Origin of the sequence: Streptomyces sp. NPDC012466, from assembly GCF_042955215.1 — a bacterium.
Classification (GTDB): Bacteria; Actinomycetota; Actinomycetes; order Streptomycetales; family Streptomycetaceae; genus Streptomyces.
On the sequence record NZ_JBIBEQ010000012.1, the window covers coordinates 111,226 to 133,522 of the forward strand.

Annotated in this window: 18 protein-coding genes; 10 read left to right on the forward strand and 8 right to left on the reverse strand. The window is 64.8% G+C overall.

Annotated features, from left to right (window positions below; all coding sequences use genetic code 11):
* Positions 1-2: 2 nt before the first annotated feature.
* Positions 3-899: a hypothetical protein gene (locus ACFY9E_RS34865; RefSeq protein WP_390991135.1), complete on the reverse strand. Its 897-nt coding sequence runs from the start codon at positions 897-899 to the stop codon at positions 3-5.
* Between the two features lie 35 nt (positions 900-934).
* Positions 935-2,017: a DUF262 domain-containing protein gene (locus ACFY9E_RS34870; RefSeq protein WP_390991138.1), complete on the reverse strand. Its 1,083-nt coding sequence runs from the start codon at positions 2,015-2,017 to the stop codon at positions 935-937.
* 470 nt (positions 2,018-2,487) lie between these two features.
* Between ACFY9E_RS34870 and ACFY9E_RS34875 the strand changes: the two genes are divergently transcribed.
* Positions 2,488-2,979 carry a hypothetical protein gene (locus ACFY9E_RS34875; RefSeq protein WP_390991140.1) on the forward strand — a complete coding sequence of 164 codons (492 nt, stop codon included), beginning with the start codon at positions 2,488-2,490 and terminating at the stop codon, positions 2,977-2,979.
* A gap of 768 nt (positions 2,980-3,747) precedes the next feature.
* On the opposite strand, the gene ACFY9E_RS34880 is transcribed toward ACFY9E_RS34875, so the two are convergent.
* Positions 3,748-4,431, reverse strand: a complete 684-nt coding sequence (locus tag ACFY9E_RS34880; RefSeq protein WP_390991143.1) for a hypothetical protein — start codon at positions 4,429-4,431, stop codon at positions 3,748-3,750.
* A gap of 1,746 nt (positions 4,432-6,177) precedes the next feature.
* Between ACFY9E_RS34880 and ACFY9E_RS34885 the strand changes: the two genes are divergently transcribed.
* Positions 6,178-6,966 carry a hypothetical protein gene (locus tag ACFY9E_RS34885; protein ID WP_390991145.1) on the forward strand — a complete coding sequence of 263 codons (789 nt, stop codon included), beginning with the start codon at positions 6,178-6,180 and terminating at the stop codon, positions 6,964-6,966.
* A 784-nt stretch (positions 6,967-7,750) separates the two neighbouring features.
* Here the strand turns inward: ACFY9E_RS34885 and ACFY9E_RS34890 are convergent.
* Complete coding sequence (locus ACFY9E_RS34890; protein WP_390991148.1) at positions 7,751-9,052, reverse strand: GNAT family N-acetyltransferase; 1,302 nt, start codon at positions 9,050-9,052, stop codon at positions 7,751-7,753.
* Between the two features lie 451 nt (positions 9,053-9,503).
* Between ACFY9E_RS34890 and ACFY9E_RS34895 the strand changes: the two genes are divergently transcribed.
* Positions 9,504-10,964 (forward strand): Eco57I restriction-modification methylase domain-containing protein, encoded by a 1,461-nt coding sequence (locus ACFY9E_RS34895; protein WP_390991151.1) that lies wholly within the window; start codon positions 9,504-9,506, stop codon positions 10,962-10,964.
* Entirely contained in the window at positions 10,961-11,932 is a 972-nt protein-coding gene (locus tag ACFY9E_RS34900; protein ID WP_390991154.1) for a BsuBI/PstI family type II restriction endonuclease, read from the forward strand. Before ACFY9E_RS34895 ends, ACFY9E_RS34900 begins: the two co-directional genes overlap by 4 nt.
* A gap of 754 nt (positions 11,933-12,686) precedes the next feature.
* Here the strand turns inward: ACFY9E_RS34900 and ACFY9E_RS34905 are convergent.
* Entirely contained in the window at positions 12,687-13,085 is a 399-nt protein-coding gene (locus tag ACFY9E_RS34905; protein ID WP_390991157.1) for a squamosa promoter-binding protein 15, read from the reverse strand.
* A gap of 1,100 nt (positions 13,086-14,185) precedes the next feature.
* On the opposite strand from ACFY9E_RS34905, the gene ACFY9E_RS34910 reads away from it, so the two are divergent.
* The gene (locus ACFY9E_RS34910; RefSeq protein ID WP_390991159.1) at positions 14,186-14,632 is read left to right on the forward strand and encodes an Asp23/Gls24 family envelope stress response protein; all 447 of its coding nucleotides are present in this window, start codon (positions 14,186-14,188) and stop codon (positions 14,630-14,632) included.
* A gap of 195 nt (positions 14,633-14,827) precedes the next feature.
* Here ACFY9E_RS34910 and ACFY9E_RS34915 read toward each other — a convergent pair whose 3' ends face one another.
* Both ACFY9E_RS34915 and ACFY9E_RS34920 read right to left on the reverse strand, forming a co-directional pair.
* Positions 14,828-15,685 carry an MBL fold metallo-hydrolase gene (locus ACFY9E_RS34915; RefSeq protein ID WP_390991162.1) on the reverse strand — a complete coding sequence of 286 codons (858 nt, stop codon included), beginning with the start codon at positions 15,683-15,685 and terminating at the stop codon, positions 14,828-14,830.
* 74 nt (positions 15,686-15,759) lie between these two features.
* Positions 15,760-16,788, reverse strand: coding sequence for a Ku protein (locus ACFY9E_RS34920; protein ID WP_390991485.1), 1,029 nt, complete (start codon positions 16,786-16,788; stop codon positions 15,760-15,762).
* Between the two features lie 54 nt (positions 16,789-16,842).
* Between ACFY9E_RS34920 and ligD the strand changes: the two genes are divergently transcribed.
* The gene (gene ligD / locus ACFY9E_RS34925) at positions 16,843-17,724 is read left to right on the forward strand and encodes a non-homologous end-joining DNA ligase (protein WP_390991164.1); all 882 of its coding nucleotides are present in this window, start codon (positions 16,843-16,845) and stop codon (positions 17,722-17,724) included.
* Between the two features lie 202 nt (positions 17,725-17,926).
* Here ligD and ACFY9E_RS34930 read toward each other — a convergent pair whose 3' ends face one another.
* Positions 17,927-18,730 carry an NERD domain-containing protein gene (locus ACFY9E_RS34930; protein ID WP_390991167.1) on the reverse strand — a complete coding sequence of 268 codons (804 nt, stop codon included), beginning with the start codon at positions 18,728-18,730 and terminating at the stop codon, positions 17,927-17,929.
* A gap of 119 nt (positions 18,731-18,849) precedes the next feature.
* On the opposite strand from ACFY9E_RS34930, the gene ACFY9E_RS34935 reads away from it, so the two are divergent.
* The 4 genes from ACFY9E_RS34935 to ACFY9E_RS34950 all read left to right on the forward strand — a co-directional run bounded on the left by ACFY9E_RS34935 (position 18,850) and on the right by ACFY9E_RS34950 (position 22,292).
* Positions 18,850-19,353, forward strand: coding sequence for a dual specificity protein phosphatase family protein (locus ACFY9E_RS34935; protein WP_390991170.1), 504 nt, complete (start codon positions 18,850-18,852; stop codon positions 19,351-19,353).
* 294 nt (positions 19,354-19,647) lie between these two features.
* Positions 19,648-20,382 carry a hypothetical protein gene (locus tag ACFY9E_RS34940; RefSeq protein WP_390991173.1) on the forward strand — a complete coding sequence of 245 codons (735 nt, stop codon included), beginning with the start codon at positions 19,648-19,650 and terminating at the stop codon, positions 20,380-20,382.
* Complete coding sequence (locus tag ACFY9E_RS34945; protein ID WP_390991175.1) at positions 20,379-21,626, forward strand: ATP-binding protein; 1,248 nt, start codon at positions 20,379-20,381, stop codon at positions 21,624-21,626. Before ACFY9E_RS34940 ends, ACFY9E_RS34945 begins: the two co-directional genes overlap by 4 nt.
* Positions 21,627-21,740: 114 nt before the next feature.
* The gene (locus ACFY9E_RS34950; protein WP_390991177.1) at positions 21,741-22,292 is read left to right on the forward strand and encodes an SH3 domain-containing protein; all 552 of its coding nucleotides are present in this window, start codon (positions 21,741-21,743) and stop codon (positions 22,290-22,292) included.
* The last annotated feature ends 5 nt before the right edge of the window (positions 22,293-22,297 follow it).

A 22,297-nucleotide genomic window follows, 5' to 3' on the forward strand; every position in this document is an offset into this window, starting at 1 on the left:
CGTTAGTCACTCATCCTCCAGTCCACAGGCCGCTGCTTTTCATCCCGCATCACCAATAGCGTCTTGCCTTTCAAGGACCTACCCAACGCCCCTCTCCACGCTTCTTCAACGGAGTCGTATCTCTTACGGGCCCTATCTTTCCCTTCGACCTTCTCGCTATACTTCTTCCCATCAAAATCAATAAAGCACAATTCGACACTGTCGGCGATCAGTGAAATCTTTTTCTGTGCGTCCACCGAATGACCTCTTGTCAAGATTTCATCAACGGCACGCGAAAAAATGGCATCAAAAGCCGCCGAAATAGCCAAAAGGTCGTGTGGCAGTTGACGCAGATCAGCCACACTGATATCAGCATGCGCCGCATGAGCCGCCTCATGACGCTGAGAGGCCAATTGCTTGAAGCGCTGTCTAAGCCCTACTACGCCATAGCCAATACGAGATGTCATCTTTTCCAGCTCAAGCCAAGGCCCCTCCACCAGGAGCGCCTTCAAACAGCGCTCAAGGTCCTCATCGCTCAAATTAGAGGAGGACGGCATGAAAGACAGAGGAGAGAACTTGTACCCCGAGCTGCTTGTGGTTGCAATCGAAGCCGCGTGCAGCTGAATATAGGATCTCTTAGAGGCTGCATCCGGCTCGAAGTTCGTCCGAAACCCCAGAGCCCGAAGAGCGCCGACAGTCGCAGCCTCCTTTAGCTTCTCAGGCAACTGATCAAACGCCACCAGCGTGGCGTCAAAAGACTCAAGTACCTCACCTGTGCGCGTTGCGAAAAAGTCCTCGAATGAGGAGTACGCGACTACAGCAAGACCGTTCCGCATTAGGCGCGACGGATCGCGATCACCTGAGATCGGTCCTTTAGGGATCAGAGCGCTCTCCTGAGATGCCTCGATCAGAGCATGCATTCGCGCTACGAAACACTCGCGGGACCTTGATACGCTCACGCCTGCCCGCCATTCACAAGGATTTGGTACACCTTCTCAATCCTGTAGGCGACACTGCTCGGCGTATTCGTTGCCACACGGACAGCCTTCTCGAATTTTGGATCACTCAGGAACTCCCGCTCCGTGAGGGTAGCAATGTGAGCGGAATTCCTGATTGCCCGCAGCCTCTCCTCGTCTGTCAGCATCGACACGGCAACCATCTGGGCATCGTACATTCCCGCGAGCGTCTGATCTCTCCACACGCCAGGGCCAGTAGGGCGCCTGTAAGAATTCTTGCCCCAAATTCTACGGCACATCTCCAGCGCATCGACGAACTTGTTCCGCAAGTCCTCACGGAAATCCTCGCCGCGCCCCTTATTGCGGATCATGAAATCGTCCATCGAGCGAGACAAACTACCCGAGAAGCTATCCCAACTTTCCCTAAGCGTGAAGTATCGCAGAACGTATTCCGCGTCTGTCATGTCGGCGTAGGCTGCCGATTTTGTAGAAGTGATCTTCAGTTGCTGCCTCAAGAAGGGCGACTCAGCCAACTCATAGATTAGGTCATTGAGTGGACCGCGAAAGGCTACATTTCGCACCTCCTGCAACTCTAGCCTCTCTCCTCCCGAGTTCAATCGCGTGAACACCTCATACTTCAGCTCTGGATCACTCTGCTTAAGGAGTGTCACGACGCGCAGATATGGCCGCACATTGAGCGTCTGCTTAAGCGCTTCAGGGATTTGATCGAAAGTGCGACCATTCAGCTCAGGCAACTCCACGATACCCTTGAGGGAGAGACTCCCCGTAAGGAACTTGTAGATGGCCGTGATTCGCTGCTTTCCATCGATAACGCTGTACCGGCCGTAGTCTTCCTCGGAGAGATAGACGGGAGGAATCGGGATATTAATGAGGAATGACTCGATGAGCGCCGATTGCTTTTCTGCACTCCAACGCTCGCGTCGCTGGTATGCCGGATCAATGTCAATGGCATTCGCGTGAACCATGGCCGCGATGGTCTGAAGCGGAAGATCAGAAGATTGCAGAACCAGGCTTTCCTGAGCGCGCTTAAACCTCTCCAGAACCTTATCGTCGCCCTGCATTTCTTTCCTTTCAGTACATCCTGACCAGGCATGACCCAAATTGCAGAAATCTGCAAAAGTCAGTATAGGTTCAACCACACACCTGCGTGGGCCAGTTACGCGAAATCGAGGCCCTTCTTTGACGTAGCTAGCGAACGGGTCTGCGGATGGAAGGTAGAACAACTCCCGTCCACAGACACCGAGTTGGCAGCCTTGAGGCATCATCCATCAACGTGGCCGATGTTGGTAGCAGTGAGGCTACGGCGGTCCACTCTCAGACCCCGGTTCGCATCAGGAGCGAGGATCAGAGCGCCACTGCAACGCTCCTAGGTACCTACACACGGCGCGTACTGATCACGCTCTCGCCCCCCGTCTGTGGGGCAGTTCGGCGGAACGCGCGTCCCTGGCCGCGTCAAAGCCCTAGGCTCCCCGTTGCCGCTCGCGAGCTTGGTGCGGCCACGGGGCAACTCGGACTTCAGCACGGGGAACCAATGACCGTACCGACACTCTCGTTCAACGACGCCTCCGACGCGGATGACGCAGGCGGCTACATGTGGGAGGAAGACCTGCGCAAGCTGGTTGATGAGCAGGAAGCGTACGAACGGGCGCGGATGGAGTCAGCCCAAGTGTTTCGGACGGCCGCTCGCGCTCTGTTGGAGAAGGCCACAGCACAGGCAGATCCGCGAGAACGGGCCCGACTTATCGAAGAAGCGCGGTTGAAGCTGCGCCTGGCGCATGACCCCCTGCCTCAGAGTCGTCAGAAGTTGGAGCGGCTGGAAGAGATCGTTGCCCGCTCCTGCGGACGTCCCGCTGTGCTGCTGCGGCCCAGCCTCCCGGGACATCGAGAGGCGTACCACACGGGTCCCGAATGCGGACTTATTAGCGGCAAGGGCCGGCACTTGGCGGACTCGAGCTGGGCGCCGTTCGGTGAGGCCGAAGCCGCCGGGTATCGGCCCTGCGAACGTTGCGGAACGCAGGCGTAGAGCTGATTGACCATTGAGCGGTGAGTGTCAACGCCGACGAACAGCGGTGGACGAGCACGGGCAGCTGCGGACCATCGGTACAGGTGCAAGCCATAGCAACCCAAGGTCAGGCCCTCACCCAAGTTGCTTCGGGACGAAGAAGTCAGAGGAGCGGTGCTGTAGCGGGTAGGTTGCCCGTGCTGGTTCAGGACGCTGCGGGACGCGGGGGCAAGCACGTGGACGAAGACGAGATCAGGCGTGCGGTGGCACGGGGCATGCGTGACTACGAGAGGTCTCGACCGAAGCCCAAGGGAATCATCGCTGAGACGGAGAGTGCGGTAGGCGGCTGCGTGGCGATGTTCCTGATCGCCCTTGTGATTCTGGGTGTCGTTGCCGCCTGCAATAGGTGACGTCCGGGTCAGGCCTACGCCGGCGTGTCCGACGGCAGTGACGGCAACGCTGACGGCAACGGCTGCGGACGGCTGCAGCGCTCGGCAACCCGACAGGCAGAAGCACGGGAAGGCCAGGCCGTCCCACCACGGCCTGCCCGTATCTTCTAAGCTCATGGTCACTCATTGCGTCATGATCTGCTGATGGATGAGTACATATGGCCCACGGGCCCGGACCTGCCGACCGCAGAGGTGGATTTACAGAGCTGGGCGGCAAATGTCGCAGCGAGCAGCTCTGCGTCGAAGGCTTCACTAACCGACTCATGCCGGCGGATGTTGCCTCGCGTCCGAGGAGCACTACTTTCGGGGGCAACGGATGGAAGGTGTCCCGGTTGCTCGCTCATGGAGTTGCGGAGTCAAGTGTGTGCCGCGCTGCGGTCGTGAACCGCTCGCGAATACCCTCGCGGGCTTCCTGATTGCGCTTCAGCTCAGCGAGGATCGCAGACGCTTGGTCAAGGAAGACAGAAAATTCGTCGTTGTCCTCATGCGCCTGAGCGATTGCAGCGTTGGCGAGTTCCTCGGCCCGTTCGAAGGCCTCGAACATCGCGTCCGCTCCAGGAGGCACTCGAACGTCCTCGATTGGCTCCGCCGTAAGCTCCTGCATCTGCCTTGCAGCCTCCTCCATGGCCGCAACAGCGGATGTCATCGCTGGTACTGTCCCGCTGGTGATGCGTTCGGCTGCAGGCCGCTGCGACTCGGCGAGTTCCATGAGTTTGGTGGCAAGGTCGACGTCGCGCCGAATGCTGACGGCGAGCTCCTCCGCTGCCCGGGCCACCTCGGCAGGTCCTAGGATGTCGATCCGCCTCGCGCGCTCTGCCATGCGGCCAGCAGCTTCCTTCAGCGGGTTGATTCCCGGAGATGCGGAGTCTCCCGGCAGACCCACGGAGTCAATGATGCGCAGGCACTCGTCCCAGGCTGCTAGGAAACCTTCGTACGCCTGAAGTCGCTGCTGCCGAAGCCAGTGGGCTTGATCGACGTCGGCTTGATCACGAACTTGCTGCAAAGTGACCTCTGCACTGATCAAGGCTCCCTTCTTCGCGGCCCGCGCGCCAACAGCTGTGCCTGCCAGTCCGAACACCGCCGCCACCAGAGCGAGAACAATTTTGACCGGGTGTGAGCGCAGCCTGATTGGCTAAGCGAAGCGAGTGCTGAGCTTCTTCCACGATGGCATCATTCTTGTGAGTATTGGAAAATGCCTGACAGGCGCTCACAAGATCTCCCGCAGCGGCTGCTGCCTGTCGTGGGCCTTCCAGAGTCACGACGAGCCACGCTGCGGTGAGGGAATCCTCGGTTTCTCTTAGCGCCACGCGCTGAGTGGCCAAAGTGCCGCTCTCGATTCTCGCTCTCCTCTCGTCCGGAGACCCCGACGTGAGAAGTCGTGCCGCCGTTCGGACACGGTGGGCTGCAAGGAGTAGTTCTGAGTACGCGTCCCGGCGAAGGCTACGACGCCACTGGTCGTGAGCGCTGCCGGCTTCGGCACGGACTGCGTCGAGTGCAGCTCGGTATGTGGCCTCCGCCTGGGCGATACCAGCTCGGCCAGCCTCCTCAGCGGTTCGCATGGCCGCGCGCATCTGCCACCGACCGACGAGCAGCGCGGCCGGTATGCCTACTGCGGCGACGGCTGCGGCCGCTAATGTGCCGATACCCTGTAGGTCCATGGTCTGATCTTGCCGCAAGAAGACTTGATCATTGGGCATTCGAGCGTGATCCCGCTGAGTGACCACTGGCCGTCTCAGTTTCCGTCTCATTCAGCGCCGTTCACGACCGTACACACGAGACCGGAAGCTGGTACCGCACGCACGACCAACCGCCCATGAACGCAGGTGGACACCCCCGTACACAGGCCCCGGACCCACCAACACAGTTGGAAAGCGTGCACCCAGGAGCGCTCCCGACGCACCGACCCGCGTGCGCCTCCATCGCCTGACTCCGCTGACCGTGCGCCCTGCTCTCTGCCGGCTACGGGCCACACGCTGGAAGCTCGGACGCGAAGCGAACCAACGGGACGGGGACACACCGTGGGTGAGTGGAAGCAAGGGAAGTGCGGTTGGCCGACGGCAGCCGGAGGTCGTTGTCAGAACAAGACGCTGAAGGGCACGTCACGTTGCTACCTCCATCAGGGGGACTGGACGAAGCGTGGCCAGGCCGAACTGAAGAAGCGTGCGAGCAGGCGTCGCAAGAAGTGACCCGCGCGGTCCGGGACCTCTGGGCGGTTGTTTGGAGGGGGGTAGTGTCGAAGCTGCACGAACTCCCGGACCGACGTGGCTCGGGGGCCTCTTCTGAGCCACCCCCCTTGGTCGCGCATTCTCGTTACTGAGACAGCAGACCGACCCAACACTTCGCAGCCTACGGGCAGCCACTGACAGCGCCCGCGCACCACAGGTGCACCAGATAGAGCGGGGAACACCGGGGAATCACGGTGAAAACGACCCAGCCCGACGAGGTGGCAGACCCACGGTTCGCCCAGCTCAACGCCCCACCGCTCTCAAGCGCCCGCAGCTTCCCAAGTTGAGGGCATGCTGCCAGCGTTGACCTCATCGGGCCGCCCTGGTCGGGCCCACCACGCATACGACCGCCGGAGTGCCGTTCATACGTACGTCGCGCCCGCGCCCTTCCAGGCGCGACACCGCTCGACCGCGGGCGCATCGAGTTGGATTCCAGCAAGGACAAGAGACGTCCGAAGGATCATTCGATTGGCGGATACTAAAGGGTCTTGCTTTAGGCCTATAATTAAAGGAGTACGTTAATTCAGCCGAAGGATGGGTCACCATTGAGCGAAGAAGTGGGCCAGGGGCAGTCAAGTCGCGATGACATCCTCAAAGTCTATGAATCTGAAAGGAGGGATGAGCAGAATACTGCAGCATTGATCATCGCAGTGACAGTGGGAACGCTGGCCTATTTCGCAGCCGCCACGGGATATTTGGCCGATAGAGACAAATTCAATCGCGTGAACCCGTACATCTTGCTTGCAGCACCTTTTCCGCTGCTGATCCTAACGGGATACGTAACTTTCCAATATGCGGCTTCTCGTGTTCGACAGAGCTACCTCATGCACCTTGAGCAAGAGCTGTCAACAAGCGACTGGAGCAGTCAAGTAAATGTGCCGGGCTTCATGGGGTTGCATCAGGGTATTTTCTTCGGTTGGAAAACGAGACTCTGGCCATTTGCCGCACTTACAGTCCTAACACTAATTAGTCACGTCATTCTAGTATTGGGCTTCACGATTGTTTCGCTCGTGGCAGCCTACCAGAGAGGTGCTAGTCACTTCCCGTTCTCCCTTGTGGCTCTTTTCTATTTCATTACCGTTGCAGTGAATGTTCTTGCTGCTGGCATGATGCTTCGGTTCCCTATGGATTCGAGAGCAGATCAGCTGACGATTCTTCGATTCATCGCATGCAGGACCATGAAGGACGAGGCAGCGCGCTGGGAAAAGAGCGCCATTCCCGACAGGTTGAGCAATAACTACGACTCGGACACGCTCAAAGCAATTTTGGCAGAAAAGAAGGTAACCGAGAATCAAGCATCTTCGGGTTGTCAGCAGGGAGGACCCCCGACGTGAACGCAAAGCCCGTAGGAAGTCTCCGCATCCTCCGAGCACTCTCCCCCTTCCAAGTTTTTGCGTCTACAGCACTGTTGAGTATCGGGATGGTAGGGGTACTACGATTGGGATTCGAGGGACGATACTATGATTTCGCCCGCTCAAGCATGCCTGGCGACGTGCTACTCGCTGCGTATCTGGCAAGCGTCTCCTACATAGCCCGCAGTCGGGAAATCCCTCCCGGTCTTCACGGATATAAGGCATGGCATTTAACAACCATGATGGCGAGCGTACTGGTCGCGACAGCATTATTGATTCGATCGATTAATTCGGCGAACGGGGAGGAAACAATCGCCAACTTGTATCACAATACTATTGTTGTCAGCCTTCTTGGGTACGCCGTCGCATCAACGCTGCCGATAGTTCTAGCTTCAAAATCTTGGAAGCTTCAAATCCTTGACAGCGCGCTCATCATTGGCTGGCTATTCTTGCTTGCAATTGATCTAAAGCAGGGGAATCTGGATAAGAACACCCCTATGCGAACTTCCCTGTAACTAAATATCAAAGTAAGGATCTCGGAGTGACCGTGCAGCGAGTGGTAGGGCGAAGGGTCGCGTGCCACAGCCGTGCCAGATCTAGCGGTCAGCCACGGACAACAACGGTAGCCATCGGGACATTCGCGGCGGTTGGCCCACGTCAGCAAGCCGCAGGTCACCCCCATACCGCTCAGCCTCTCTCCTAAAGCGGTGGCTATTCGCCCGCCTGCGTACGCCGGCTCTCAGACCACTAGGAGTTGCAAGGCCGTTCAGCTGACCCAGATGCCGTCGGGTGAGAGTCGGCGAGCAAGGCGGCGGCCCGCAGCGCTTACGGGAGTCGACCAGGACACATCCGCAACCTTGCATCCAAAGTCGGTGGCGAGTGCCTGCACGAGCGTGGCGCCAATGCCGCGGTGCCGGTAGGCGTCTGCTACCCAAATGAGGATGATTCGGGGGCGCAAGGTGGCGTCCTCTATTCCGTACTTGGACCCGTCGGCCAAATCCCAGCGACGGTGCTCGGTAGTGTCGTGAGCTGCCACGTAGCCGACGATACGCCCGTCCACTTTCAACAGGTAAACGCGATAGTTGTCCGAAGTAGCCTCGGGCTCGCCCATGTGGGACCAGGAGGGGAAGTCGTAGTTGTCCTCCCTCTGCGGCATGCGTGCGACCTGATAGGCCAACTTCCGCCACGAAATGGGTGACTGCGTAGTGACCACTACCAGATCCCCCCACCAGTCAAGGCCTTTTGGCACTCGAACGCCTAGCGCCCAATTCGCATGATGGACGCGGTGAGCGTTGTCGTCATCCCCCACATCTTGAAGACGCATGCCGCACGGGCAGTCGCCGCCACTCTCTGTTTCCAACTGCTGGAATCGGACCGGGACCGCACCACGGCTCAGGTCCTCGTCGCTGCCTCCCACCCAAGGTCGGAAGGGTGCATCCTCGGATTCGATGTAACCGGTCCAGTGGTCCACCCACCCCGGATACTGTTCGGGGAACATCTCCCGAATCTGCTTCTGAGCCGCGGACAGTGTGGGGCGAACCCATACGCTGCCAGCCGTCGCCCGACCGTTGAGGCGCAAACCCCGCTTAGTGGCCTCGGCGCGCAGGAACTTCAGGAACACCCCGGGAGGTGGGTCGAAGTCCACTCCGCGGATCAGCTCTCGCTCACCGGGAGACAACCACTCATCAATGGGTAATGCGAGCCGGTCAGTGAGTGCGTGCAGCCCGCTGTAGTCGTGTTTGAGCTCAGCTACGCGCAACGCTTCGACCGTAGCCTCGACGTCTCGAAAACGAGCGCACAAGTCGATCCAGCGAGGACCGCGCCCGAAATAGAAGGCGCCCCGGTAACCGTCATACCGAATGCAGTCCATTGCCGCATCGCGCGCCTTGTCGACTGCCTCGACGTAATCTGCGGGTAGATCTGTTTCGTCGCCCTGTGCGGACACGGCATCGACGTAACTATCTCGGTCGAGTTGGACAGTGGCGAACCAGCGTGAGGCCCGAACCCGGACCTTCCTGGTGTCCCGACTGCTCGGATCAGCGACAAGGTGGAAAGTCCGCTCAGTCATGCGCTCTGCTCCATGGCTCTAGCCGGATCGTTCAGGCTGATCATTCCTGTCAATGCAAGCCTGGGGAAGAGCGCGGGGAGAGATCTGGGGCAGACCATCCACCAGTACGAGCCCAGGTTTACTCGGCGTGAGCGGCTTCTCAGGACGCCCTCCCCCCTGAGGCCCTGACCAGCCGCACAACCTCGTCAACGCCGCCCGCCAGAGGGTCGAGCCTTACAGCACGGAAGTACAGCAACTTCAGTGACCGAGGTCCTCGCCGGCGGGCGCACCCGCCCTCATGGCTGACTCGTCGGCTGAGGTCCGTGCCACGACCCTGCCAGATACACGGGGCAGCTGCGGTCGAGTAGCCGTTCGCTTCCTCGGCCGGCGAAGCCGCAGCTCGGCGTCAGATCACCCACGGTCTTGCGTCGTGCGGCACTGCCCTCCGCGCTTGAGCCGTTAGTCTCTCTGCGTGGATCCGATCGCCAGCACTGAGACCCGGCGCCAAGCTGCTCTCGGCAAACTAGACCCGAGTACGCAAGCGGTGCTAGGACAGTTCTTCACTCCCGTGAAGGCAGCCACGCTGATGGCTTCGATGCTTCGAGTCGACGACCTCAGTGGCACGGTCCGGGTACTCGATCCAGGAGCTGGCACGGGGTCTCTGAGTGCCGCCCTCGTCGATCGACTGCATACCGAGCGCCCCGAGGTTGCGGTCCACGTCGTGGCCGTGGAAACCGACCCCTTCATCACGCCTTACCTGCGCGCCACTCTCGAGGAATGCCAGGCTGCCTACGGTATCTCCTACGACCTGGTCGAGGGTGACTACTTGCTTGACGAAGGCGCCAAATTGGATGGTCCGTTCGATCTCGTGATCGCCAATCCGCCGTACGGAAAGCTTGCCTCAGATTCGCCCACACGGCTTGCAACGGCGGCGCGCGCCGTCGACACCCCAAACGTCTACGTGGCCTTCTGGGCACGGGCAGTTGCTTCACTCAAGAAGGACGGGCAGGGAGTTTTTATTGTTCCCCGCTCATGGGCAAACGGGCCCTATTATCGCCCATTCCGCCGCTGGCTAATGTCGACCGCCAGTCTCGACGTCCTCCACGAATTCGAAAGCCGCACCAAGGTATTTGCGGATACGAAAGTAAAGCAGGAAAACGTCATTGTCGCCTTCACTTTGAGGCATCAAATTCCAGATGTGATCCTCTCAAAGTCGGTTGCGCACGAGGAGGAGCCCGTCCAGCGCTCCGTGCCATTCTCCACGATCGTCCAAGCTGAAGACGATGACAAAATCGTACACTTCGCCGACGGTGTATCGGTACCCCCGGCGGCGAGATTCACTCTGACCGACCTCGGCATCCGCGTCAGTACAGGAAAGGTAGTCGATTTTCGCAACCGCCAATACTTGACTGATAATCTCGATACCCCTGGCGTCACCCCAATGATTTATCAGTCAAACATTCGATCCGGTGGGATCGAATGGCCGCAAACGAACGCGAGAAAACCACAGGGATTCATTGCCGTCGACGAGGCAGCAATCCGCCAACTCCTCCCTCAAGGTCCGTATGTTGTCGTGAAACGTCAAACTGCGAAGGAGGACCGCCGACGCGTCATTGCTGCGCTCTGGGATGGACCCAGTAAGGTCGCATTCGACAACAAGACGAATTATCTACATGACTCGAATAAGCCGCTTGAGAAGAACCTCGCCCGCGGTCTCATGCTTTGGCTAAACTCGACCGTATTGGATCGATACTTCCGAGCATTCTCGGGCCACACTCAGGTCAACGCGGGCGACCTACGCCGACTCCCGTTCCCCTCCCGCGAGGACCTAATTCTTCTCGCCAAGACCGCGCCCGACGGCCTGCCCAACCAGGAGGCGTTGGATGCCGTGGTAGCTAAACTCTTCTCGGAGATGCCAGACTCAACCGCGTGACCACCAGCAACGACATCGACGAGACGGTAGCGACCATCGACACCGCACGGGCGCTGCTAAAAAGCTTCGGGTTCGACGCACAGCGACACAATGTCCGCAGTGCCGTGACGCTGCTCGCGCTTGCCGGCCTGAAGCCTGGAGACCACTGGGCCGACGCGACCACCCCGCGTCTTGGCGTGCAGAAGATAATGGACTGGTCTGGCACGCATTGGGCCAAGCCCTACGCCACCGGTAGCCGGGAAGATTTCCGTAAGAAGACCCTGCGTCAGTGGGTTGATAACGGATTCGCGGTTCTCAACCCGGATAACTTGAATATCGCCACAAACTCGCAACTGAACGAGTACTGCCTGTCCGACGAGGCGGTTCAAGCAGTCCAGGCGTATGGCACGGACGTTTTCGAGAACGCTCTTGCGGATTTTCTTGATCAAGCGTCGGAGGCAGTTAGAGCGCGGGCGAAAGCCCTGCACGCCGCGATGATCTCTGTTGATCTTCCTGACGGGGATGAGTTCCTACTCTCTCCCGCTGGGCAGAATCCGCTACTTAAGAAAATGGTCGAGGAGTTTGTGCCGCGCTTTGCACCCGGCGCAAAGGTGCTCTACCTCGGGGACACTCGAGGGAAGCACACTCGCTTCGAGAAAAGGATTTTCGAGCGGACGCTTGGGCTGACTTTCGATCCTCACGGACGAATGCCGGACCTCGTCCTTCACGACGAAGTGCGGAAGTGGCTCTTCCTTATGGAGGCCGTGAAAAGCAAGGGTCCGTTCGATGACGAGCGCCACCGGACCCTACGAGAACTATTTGCGACACCTGTCGCGGGACTTGTTTTCGTGAATTGCTTCGAGAACCGTGAGGCGATGCGCCAGTGGCTCCCCGAGCTCGCTTGGGAGACTGAGGCATGGGTGGCGGACGATCCTGATCATCTTATTCACCTAAACGGCTCACGCTTCCTAGGCCCTTACGAACGCTAGCCTCGATCTCTTGCGACCGGTCCGTCGGTTCCTCGGCGGACCGCTTCGTCGTTCGAGTTTCTTTGGGGGCAGGTGGCCCGCCTGACGCGTCGGGGTGAGCGCCGGGTTCCACAGCCTCGGTTCGGGGTATTGCCGTTCGCAGGGGCGCGACCGTGCTGGTCAACCTAGGTTGGGACTGCGTGGAACCGCACCAGGGCGTCGATGATCACGTCGGTCCAGGGACATTGGGATGCGGATCTTAAAGCGGTGTTCCGGCTCCCGTGGACTACCTGTGGACGGCTCCTAGACAATTGAGCATCTGCAAGGCCCCGACCAGCGGCGTTGCCTCAAGCTCATGCGGCCTCCGGAGCCGTGTGCGCAGGTTCGAATCCTGCCGGGGGCACCTTGAAATGAGGTGCCCAAAGACCCCGCCATCAGCGCTTTCGCTGGGACGGGGTCTGCGTGTGTGTGCAGGCGTGGGCGGCTTGGAGCGGCTGTATGTCAGGGGCCGTGGACCGGCAGAGCCAGGAATCCGCGGGCCAGGCCCGGTAGATACCGAGGTCCCCGGACCGTAGCCCAGGCCATCTTGGCGAAGGTGCGCTTGCCGGAGCCACGTATCGGCTCAGCAGCATTTCGACGCTGTTGCCCGCACGATCCGCAACCTCCGTGGGGTCAGGCGCCGGCATTGAGCCGGGAGGAGAGCGCGGCGTGCCTCAGGTCGTAGGCGCCGCCTGGTTCGAGTGCAGCCGTCGAGACTTGCCGATCGCAGGGCGTGTCAGGCCAGATAGAAGCCGGCGTCTTCCTCAGACGGCTCCAGGGGTGCGAACTGTCGCAGTTCACCGCCTCGGATCATCCACAGGCGGAAGAACGACTCCTCCTGATCCATGACAAAGAGCTGCACAACGTTGGGCTCCAGCCATGGCATCTCGGCGACGCGTTGCCTGAGAGCATCGAGATCACAGTGGTTGAGAGCGCCTGCCCACACCCTGCATTCGGGCCACTTCCAGCCACCCCACCCGGGACTCTGGTCGGTGATGAGGTTCAAGGCACCGACGCCGAACTCGTCGGGCTGCTTGCGGCACGGGGCCTCCTCAGCCAGCCAGGCGCTCAGGGCTTCGACGTTTGCCTGGTCGCCATGATCGGCCGAGATCATCACATTGGTGACCCAACTCATGGCGCTCGTTGTACCCCACCAGGAGTCGATCGGTCGAGCGCCTTTCGACCACCGCACACCGAAAAGACCGTGTCGACCGTCTGAGTGCCGAATGGATTGCCGTGTGTCCGGGAACGCGCGTCGGCGCGTTCTGCGAGGGCTACAGAGAGCGTGCCCCCTAGGGCCTTGGTCCGGATGCTTCAGGTACTCGGGGAACGTTGAGGTGTCAGAGGCACGATCGAGTCAACCGCCTTAAGGGAAGCGGGAGTTCACCCCAGTGCTCGTGGTTCCCCGCGCTCGCGCTTGCCTTCGAGGTGAGCGGGCGACGAGGCAAGCCGTGCGTCAACGGCGTACAGCCGTAGTCCGGCTGGGGCACGTGTCACAGTCCTGCCGGACGTCAGGGGGACGCCTCGCCCGCCACGACTTCTATTGCCCTTCCGTCTTGGATACCGCAGTCTCGGTGTCTGGCGGTCGCTGCTGACACTCGTGACCTCTGCCAGTCCGTCTTTGCGCCGGGCGTGGTGCAGTTGGCCGCCATCAGGCTCAGCGAAGGAGAACTGCACCGCCTGGCCCACTGGTTGGACGAGGCTGAGCGGAACCCGGGCACCTTCCGCTGGTACGCCGGTGAGCCCACCGACGTGTCGACCGAATCACACCGATTCGCGATCGAGTTCATCAACGCGCTGACGGACAAAAACGTCCCCAGGCCGCCGCCAGGGCCGCAGTATGCAGCGTGCCGGATCGTGCAGGGAGCCTCGACCCCATAGGACCCAAGCCTCCCGAGCTGAGCCCCCCTCTTCTCTTCCTCCGCCTCACCCGGCCGGCCGGTGGAGTCTCGGATTTCGTCCCCCGGGAACACCGCGACGCCCCCGATGCCCGCGTGATGTCGAGCATGCCGCCGGCTGTCGGCATGACGGCCGTGGAAACGGTTCGGCCGGTGCCCAGTCCCGCAGGGGCACCGGGGCGTCAGCTGGGCACGTGGAGGACGCGGGCGGCCTCACCCGGGAAGGGTGAAGCGCGCAGGAGGGACCCAGCGGCACTTTCGCCCCATATGCACCATTGTTCTACCGTGGAGGGGAACGATGCTGCCCATCCCCTCACCGATCATCGAGGTGACGGTCATGACGGAGACCACTCAGCGCATCAACACATCGCCGGACGGCACGGCTGCTCCCGACACCCGCGGAAGCACCTCCATCGCGGATCCGGTCGTCGCGAAGATCGCGGGCATGGCCGCTCGGGAGATTCCCGAGGTGCACCACCTCGGTGGCGGCATGTCCAAGGCCTTCGGGGCTGTGCGTCAGCGGGTGCCGGGCGGAGGCGCTGGCGTCGCCCAGGGGGTCAAGGTGGAGGTCGGCGAGCGTCAGGCCGCCGTTGATCTCGAGCTGGTCGTCGAGTACGGCGCGGCCATCGCCGACACCGCCGCGGACGTCCGGACCAACGTCATCAACGCGGTGGAGCGGATGACCGGTCTCGAGGTCGTGGAGGTGAACATCGCCGTCGGCGACGTGCATCTGCCGGACGAGGAGGAGGACGAGCCCGAGCAGGAGAGCCGGCGGGTGGCCTGAGCGCCGGAGCGCCGGGAGGCCGGCGGGTGAGTGGCCTGAGCGCCGGAGGGTCGGCGTGTGGGGGTGGCCTGAGCGCCGGAGGGTCAGCGTGTGGGGGTGGCCTGAGCGCCGGAGGGTCGGCGTGTGGGGCGGCCTGAGCGCCGGAGGGTCAGCGTGTGGGGGTGGCCTGAGCGCCGGGGCGCTGGAGCGTCGGGGTCAGTAGACCTCCGGGGCCGTCCCGGGGGCGCATGGCACTCGGGCGTGCCGGCCGTGGCCGCAGTGGATGACTCGTTCGCCGAGGCCGATGCGGTCGGCCTCGGCCAGGAACGCGGACAGGGGTGAGCGCATCACCGTGTAGTCCTCGTAGTGGACGGGCAGCACGAGCCGGGGGTCGAGGCGGCGGGCCAGTTCGGCGCCCTGGCGGCCGTCCATGGTCACGACGAAGCCGCCGGGCAGGCGGGTACCGCCGAGGTGGAGCACGGCGAGATCGGCGGACGGGAAGCGTTCGGTGATCTCGTCGAGGCCGTCGTACAGGAGTGTGTCGCCCGACAGGTAGAGCCGCATGCGGGGCGGTCCCCCGGCGGGGCCGAACTCCAGCATGCTTCCCATCACCGGCGGCAGCATCCTGCGCAGCATGGCGTGGCCGGCGTGCCGGCCCGGCAGGGCGGTGATCGTGACCTGGGCGCCGTCGCGCTGGAGGGTGAGCGCCTTCCAGGTGTGCAGCCCCGCCGTGCGGTGGAATCCGTGCACCGACCTCAGGCGGCGGGCCGCGTGCGGTGTGGTCAGGATCGGCACGGTGTGGTCCAGGTGCCGGCGGGCGCGGCGGTCCCAGTGGTCGCCGTGCAGGTGGGACAGCACGATTCCGTCGAGGCGTGGCAGCTCGTGGACGTCGAGGGCCGGTTCGGTCAGGCGGCGGCTCAGCAGGCCGTAGCCGAGGTAGGCGTACTGCCCCCGGTGCAGGAAGTTGGGGTCGGTGAGCAGGGTGAGCGGGCCGTACGACAGCAGCACCGTCGCGTTGCCGATGAAGTGGATGTCGATCGCGTCGTCGGTGTGGTGGTCGGTGCGCTGCGGCATGGTGCCCCTCCGGTGTCCCCCTGCGGTGGAGTACGCCTCTCCCTCCGAGGTGGAGTACCCGTGGAGGGAGCGGGTCAGGCCGAGCGCTTGCGGGACGCCGACTTCTTCGCCGTCGTCTTCTTCGCGGTGCTCTTCGACGTCGTCTTCTTGGCCGTTCCCTGGCCCGACTTGGCCGTCGACTTCTTCGCCGCCGTGGTCTTCTTGGCCGCCGTCTTCTTCGCGGTGGACGTCGTTTTCTTGCCGCCGGTCTCCTTGGGGGCCGCGCGGGCCGTCTTGCGCTGCGGGAGCGACTTGACCTCCGCGTGCTCGCCCTCCTCGCCCCGGGACTCGCGGGCCGCGCGGACGCTGCTCTCCAGGGCCGCCATCAGGTCCAGGACCTTGCCGCCCGTGGCCGGTTCGGGGGACTGAGGCGGGGCCTCGCCGGCGGCCTTGGCGGCGATGACCTCCTCCACGGCCTCGCGGTACTCGTCGTGCAGGTCCGCCAGGTCGACCTCGCCCAGGGTGTCCATCAGCGCGTCCGCCAGGTCGAGTTCCTGGTCACGGATGGTGACGTTGGTGTCGGGGGCCAGGCCCTCGGGGGCGCGGACCTCGTCCGGCCAGAGCAGGCCGTGCATGGCGATGGCCTCGCCGACGACCCTGAGCATGCCCAGGCGTTCCCTGCCGCGCAGGGCGAACTTGGCGATCGCCACCTTGTTGCTGCGCTTCAGCGCCTCGCGCAGCAGGGTGTACGGCTTCGCCGCCGGGGCGCCGCTGGCCTGGAGGTAGTACGCGGCCTCCATCTGGAGCGGGTCGATCCGGTCGGCCGGGACGAAGGCGACGATCTCGATCGTCTTGGCCGTCGGGAGCGGCAGGCTGGACAGGTCCTCCTCGGTGATCGGGATGATCGTGCCGTCCGCGTCCTCGTAGCCCTTGCCGATCTCCCCCTGGGTGACCTCGCGGTCCTCCAGTTCGCAGAATTTGCGGTAGCGGATGCGGCCGCCGTCCTCGGTGTGGATCTGGCGGAAGGAGATCGAGTGGCTCTCGGTGGCGTTGACCAGCTTGATCGGAATGCTGACCAGGCCGAACGAGATGGCGCCGTTCCAGATGGATCTCACGTGCAGCACCCTTCCGGTCACGCTCGGGAGTGTTCGTCACGGTTTGCGTGGGATTCTTATCGTATGGCGCCTATCACAGAGGTGGAGGGGCGACGGCTCGCTCTCAGCAATCTGGAGAAGGTGCTGTATCCCGCCACCGGCTTCACCAAGGGCGAGGTGCTGCACTACTACGCGACCGTCGCCGGGGCCCTGCTGCCCCATCTGCGTGATCGGGCGGTGTCCTTCCTGCGGTATCCGGACGGGCCGGACGGGCAGGTGTTCTTCACCAAGAACGTGCCGCCGGGTACGCCCGAGTGGGTCACCACCGCCCAGGTGCCTCGGGTGGAGGGGCCCTCGCGGATGGTCCTGGTGCAGGATCTGCCGAGTCTGATGTGGTCGGCGAACCTCGTCACCGAGTTCCACACCCACCAGTGGCTCGTCGATACGCCGAACGAGGCCGACCGGATCGTCTTCGACCTCGATCCGGGGGCGCCGGCGAGCATCGTGCAGTGCTGCGAGGTCGCGCTCTGGCTGCGGGAACGGCTCGCGCGGGACGGCATCGAGACCTACGCCAAGACCTCCGGCTCGAAGGGGCTGCACCTGCTCGCCGCCGTGCGCGGGTCCTCCTCCGAGCGGGTGTCCGAGTACGCCAAGGCGCTCGCCGTCGAGGCCGAGAAGGCCATGCCCCGGCTCGCGCTCCACCGGATGACCAGGAGCCTGCGGCCCGGGAAGGTCTTCGTCGACTGGAGCCAGAACGCCGCCCGCAAGACGACGGCGGCCCCCTACACCCTCCGGGCCCGCGCCGAACCGACCGTCTCGGCGCCGGTGACCTGGGCGGAGATCGAGGAGTGCCACGCCCCGGGGCGGCTGGACTTCCGTGCCGGGGACATCGGCCCGCGGGTCCAGGACTATGGCGACCTGCTCGCTCCGCTGCTGGACGCGGACGCGGCCGGGACACTGCCGTAGCGGGGCAGGAGGCGGCGGGGCGAGCGCGGCGTCAGCCGGAGGCTCGGTGGTGAAGGGGCCGTGGCCTCCCCGCAACGGGGCGGCGCGGTACTTCGCCCCGGCACGGACAGCGCCGACGCCACTACGCGGTCAGCGCCGGCGCCACTACGCGGTCAGCGCCGGCGCCGCTACGCGGTCGGACGGCCCGCGCCCCTCTGTTCCCTCACACCCGTGCCCACGTGTTCCGGTCCCGGGCCATGGCGTGCAGGGCCTCCACGTCCGCCGGTTTCAGGATCCCGCCCCTACGGGCCAGTGCCTCCACCTCCGTGGCCGTCAGGACCTGGACCGCTCGTGGGGCGGTCGGCACGGTCACCCCCGCCGGGTCCACCAGGACGAGTACCGGGCGGACCTCGGCCGTCAGGGCGTAGGAGGCGCGGTCGGCGTCGGTGCGGAGGCGGCGGAGCAGCGGGTCGGGATCGCGGCGGCCCACGGTGATCACGGGGTCGGTGATCCGGACGCGCTGCTTGCGGGCGTAGAGGGTGTGGACGGCGTAGAGGCCGCCGGGGCCGATCAGCAGGTGGTGGATGCGGTCGCCGCCGGGGAGCGGCACGGAGTGCAGGGCGTGCCAGCCCGCGCCGTCGAGGCCGTCCAGGGCGTCGCCGACCGTCTGCTCGGCCGCCAGGGCCCTGCGGCGCGGGTCGGGGCGCAGCCGGTGGGTCGGGCCGGGGTCGCGGTCGAGGGCGACGATGAGGGCCTCGCCGGGGCGGTTGGGGGCCAGGTCGTCGTCGGGGTGGAGGGTGAGGCGGGCCAGTTCGGCGGGGGTCGGCACCGGGGGCGGCCCCACCGTCACCTGGCCGGTGAGGAAGGGCCCGAGGGCCCGCAGGACCTCGTCCTCGTGGTCCTCGCCGAGCAGGTTCACCCGGGCCGCCTCACGGTCGTACCAGGCGATGTTCCTGCCGTCCGGGAGGCAGACGTAGAGCCGCTCCCGGCCGTGCCGCCAGGTCGGTATGACGCGCAGTCCGTTCATGCACCATCACCCCAGTCCATGGGAACAGGCGGGGTGCTGCGGGGGCAAGAACCCGGTTACCTTTGAGAGGAGTTGGGCCTGCCCGCGGACCCTCGGGCGGTGATGGTGGGGAGGCGCCGTTGCGTACCCGCAGTAAACCCGACGTACCCGCTCCGGAGAGCCCGTGGAGCGAGGTCGTCCCCGGGCTCTGGATGGGCGGTCACGAGTTCACGGGGGCCTTGGGGCATCTGGAGTTCGCCGTCGTGCGCGACGAGTTCGATCTCGTGCAGACGCTGCTGCGGCTGCCGGGGCACGGGCCGGATCCGGGTGTACGGCACCATGTGTGGCCCATCCCGGACGGGCCGCTGGACGGGACGCAGCTCGCCGGGGTGATCCGGCTGGCCGAGGCCGCGTGTGAGGCGATGGAGGAGGGCCGCAGGGTCCTCGTCCGCTGTTACCACGGGTACAACCGCTCCGGGCTCGTCGTCGCGCACGCGCTGATGCGCCAGGGCAGCTCCGCCGAGGCGGCGATCCGGCTGATCCGGGCCCGCCGGTCGCCCTGGGCGTTGCACAACGACCTGTTCGTCGCGTACCTGCGGGCCGGGCTGGCCACGGCCCGGCTGCTGGAGGAGCTCACCGAGTAAACCGGACCACCCGAGCTCACCGTGCAGCACGGAGCACCCGAGCTCACCGAGCAGCACGGACCAACACGAGCTCACCGAGCAGCACGGACCAACACGAGCTCACCGAGCAGCACGGACCAACACGAGCTCACCGTGCAGTACGGACAGCACGGAGCACACGGCTGCGCGCCCGCGGCTGCCGCGAACGGCCGCCCTCTCGCGCAAATGGGACTTCCCCGCGAATAAGGTGTACGCGGCCGACGGTCGCGTCCGCCGTGTGTCCGCCGCGTCATCCCACGAACCGCCAGGAGTGCTGTGCCCCTCAGCCGCCCCGGACGGGCCGCCCGTCGCCTCTCCGCCGTCGTCCTCGTGCTGGCCACCGCCGTGGGCTGCGGGGACGCCGGCGGTCTGGAGGGCGCGGGGTCGACCCCGACGGCGCGGGGGCCGGCCCGGCTCTGGCCGGAGCTGACCCCGGCGTCCAGCCCGGCCTTCGAGATCGGCGAGGTGAACACGGAGGTGGTCAAGGGGGTGAAGGTCCCCGGCGACGACATCCGCCGGGTCGACCCGGTCGCGATCGTCCGGGCCGAGATCGCCGGGAACCCGGGCGACTACGACGGCGCCAAGGCGCCCTACCGCGACACGAGGCGCGAGATGGCCGACTGCGCGAAGGGCCCTGGGCGCGGGAAGTGCCCGGTGCTCAGGCCGTACTACCGGGACCTGACCGGCGACGGGCGCGACGACCTGACGCTGGGTTTCCCGTTGCTGCCCGGCAGGACGACCGCGGTGCGCGTCTACACCGTCGAGAAGCACCGGCTGGTGCAGGTGATGGCGTGGGAGGACGCGCTCAGCGGTGTCGAGCTGGCCGGGCGTTCCCTGGTCATCCGCTCGCCGTCCGAGGTCGCGGGGTACGAGTACCGCCTGCAGTGGACCTGGGACCGGGACCAGCGGGCCATGCTGCTCACCCATGACGAGATGCTGCGCACCGGTCCACGCGGGCACTCTCCGCACCGTTCGGCCCCCACCGTCTCCCCCTCGGCGAGCGGCGGATGAGGCCCGTGCTCCCCCCGTGGTCCGGGACGCTCGCCGCGAAGGCCGCCGCCTTCATCACGGTGATGTGCTGCGCTCTCGCGGCGCTGCTCGGCGTCCTGGTCCATGTGCAGGTGACGAACCAGACGGTCGGCCAGGCCCGTGACCAGGCGTTGCAGCGGCTGACGCAGGCGACGGAGCGGTACGAGGCCGGGGACACGCTCCGGCGGGGTGCCGGGGTGGATCCGCCGGGACTGCCCCGTGAGCTGCGGGAGCTGGCGGTGGCGGGGGACCGCGGCACGATGGTCGCCGAGCGCGCGGGGCGCCCCGCGATGTGGGCGGCGGGCCCTGTCGACGGCGGCCGGGCGCTGGCCGTGGCGGTCGACTACTCCCAGCAGGCCCGCACGATCGACGGCCTCGACCGGGCGATCGTGTGGTCGTCGGGTCTGGCGATCGGGGCGACGCTGCTGGTCGGGGCGTTCGCGGTGACGCGGGTGACGCGGCGGCTGCACACCACGGCGCTGGTGGCCCGGCGGATCAGCGCGGGCGACCTGGACGCGCGCGTGAACGACCCCCGCTCGGGCCCGCGCACGAAGGCCGGCCCGCCGGACGAGGTGGCCGCGGTCGCCGCCGCGCTGGACTCCATGGCGGCCTCGCTCCAGGGCAAGCTGCTCGCCGAGCAGCGGTTCACGGCGGATGTCGCGCATGAGCTGCGCACACCGCTGACCGGTCTGCACGCGGCGGCCGAACTGCTGCCGCCGGGCCGTCCGACGGAGCTGGTCCGGGACCGGGTGGCGGCGCTGCGCACCCTCACCGAGGACCTGCTGGAGATCTCCCGGCTGGACACCGGGCGGGAGCGGGTGGAGCTGGACACCGAGCAGTTGGGGCCGCTGGCCGAGCGGGCGGTGCGGGCGGCGGGGGACGGCACGCAGGTCAGGGTCGTACGGGATGTGGCGGTGGAGACGGACCGGCGGCGGCTGGAGCGGGTGCTGGGCAATCTCGTGGCGAACGCCCACAAGCACGGGCGGGGGCCGGTGGTGCTGACCGTGGACGGGCCGGTGGTGACCGTTCGGGACCACGGGGACGGCTTTCCGGAGTACCTCGTCGCGCACGGGCCGCAGCGGTTCCGCACGGAGGGCGGCACGCGGGGGCACGGGCTGGGGCTGACCATCGCGTCGGGTCAGGCCGAGGTGCTGGGAGCGCGGCTGGAGTTCGCGAACGCGCCGGAGGGCGGGGCGGTGGCCACCCTGAGACTGGCGGCGGAGTGAGGGTCCGGGGCGCGCCCTCCTATGGCCCAGCGTGACGGGCGGGGTCCCCCGGGCGCTCCTAATGTGGCGATTGGTCAGCTTCGGCCTTTCCGCCCCCACATGGAGGTATCTCCCATGTCCCTGCGCTTCCGCATCTGCATAGCCGCTGCCGCCGGACTCCTCGCCGCCGCGGCCGCCGTCACGCCCGCCGCCGCGTACGACGACTGGGACCCGAGCGGCGGCAACGGCAACAGCCACCAGGACCCGAGCGGCGGGAACTGGAACGGCAACGGCAACGGCAACGGCAACGGCAACGGCCAACAGGACCCCAGCGGCGGGAACGGGAACGGGAACGGCAACGGGAACTGGAACTGGAACGGCCAACAGAACCCCAGCGGCGGCAACGGCAACAACAACCACGACCCCAGCGGTGGCAACGGGCACCACGACCCGAGCCTCTACGAGGGGGTCGTCACGGCGGACACGCTGGCGCTGCGCAGCGCCCCGAACCGCGGTTCGCAGATCATCCGCTACGCCCACCGGGGTGACATCGTCAGGATCTTCTGCAAGACGGGCGGCGAGACCGTCCAGGGCAATCCACTCTGGTACCTCCTGACGGACGGCACCTGGGCCTGGGGCGCGGCCCGGTACATCGACAACATCGGCCCCGCGCCACGCTGGTGCTGACACTC